Annotated in this window: 1 rRNA gene; it reads left to right on the forward strand. The window is 57.6% G+C overall.

Annotation, left to right across the window (positions count from 1 at the left end):
* A 23S ribosomal RNA gene (locus ACIBH1_RS49055) occupies positions 1-1,169 on the forward strand; the annotation flags it as partial.
* Positions 1,170-1,176 lie beyond the last annotated feature (7 nt).

Here is a 1,176-nt window from a genome sequence, read left to right on the forward strand (position 1 = left end):
AGCTGGTGGGGGCCGCAGTGGCCAGGGGGAAGCGACTGTTTACTAAAAACACAGGTCCGTGCGAAGTCGTAAGACGATGTATACGGACTGACGCCTGCCCGGTGCCGGAACGTTAAGGGGACCGCTTAGCCAGGGCAACCTGGCGAAGGTGAGAACTTAAGCGCCGGTAAACGGCGGTGGTAACTATAACCATCCTAAGGTAGCGAAATTCCTTGTCGGGTAAGTTCCGACCTGCACGAATGGCGTAACGACTTCCCCGCTGTCTCAACCGCAGACCCGGCGAAATTGCAGTACGAGTAAAGATGCTCGTTTCGCGCAGCAGGACGGAAAGACCCCGGGACCTTCACTACAGCTTGACATTGGCGTTTGGAACGGTTTGTGTAGGATAGGTGGGAGACTGGGAAGCTCAGACGCTAGTTTGGGTGGAGTCATTGGTGAAATACCACTCTGGTCGTTTTGAACGTCTAACCCGCGCCCGTGGATCCGGGTGGGGGACAGTGTCTGGTGGGTAGTTTAACTGGGGCGGTTGCCTCCTAAAGGGTAACGGAGGCGCCCAAAGGTTCCCTCAGCCTGGTTGGCAATCAGGTGTTGAGTGTAAGTGCACAAGGGAGCTTGACTGTGAGACTGACGGGTCGAGCAGGAGCGAAAGCTGGGACTAGTGATCCGGCATCGGCGTGTGGAAGCGGTGTCGCTCAACGGCTAAAAGGTACCCCGGGGATAACAGGCTGATCTTCCCCAAGAGTCCATATCGACGGGATGGTTTGGCACCTCGATGTCGGCTCGTCGCATCCTGGGGCTGGAGTAGGTCCCAAGGGTTGGGCTGTTCGCCCATTAAAGCGGTACGCGAGCTGGGTTTAGAACGTCGCGAGACAGTTCGGTCCCTATCCGCTGCGCGCGCAGGAGACTTGAAAGGGGCTGTCCCTAGTACGAGAGGACCGGGACGGACGAACCTCTGGTGTGCCAGTTGTACCGCCAGGTGCATGGCTGGTTGGCTACGTTCGGAAGGGATAACCGCTGAAAGCATCTAAGCGGGAAGCTCGCCTTGAGATGAGGTCTCCCACCCCGTGAGGGGGTAAGGCTCCCAGTAGACGACTGGGTTGATAGGCCGGAGGTGGAAGCACAGTAATGTGTGGAGCTGACCGGTACTAATAGGCCGAGGACTTGACCACAAAGCTA

Source organism: Nonomuraea sp. NPDC050663 (genome assembly GCF_044456985.1).
Taxonomy (GTDB): Bacteria; Actinomycetota; Actinomycetes; order Streptosporangiales; family Streptosporangiaceae; genus Nonomuraea.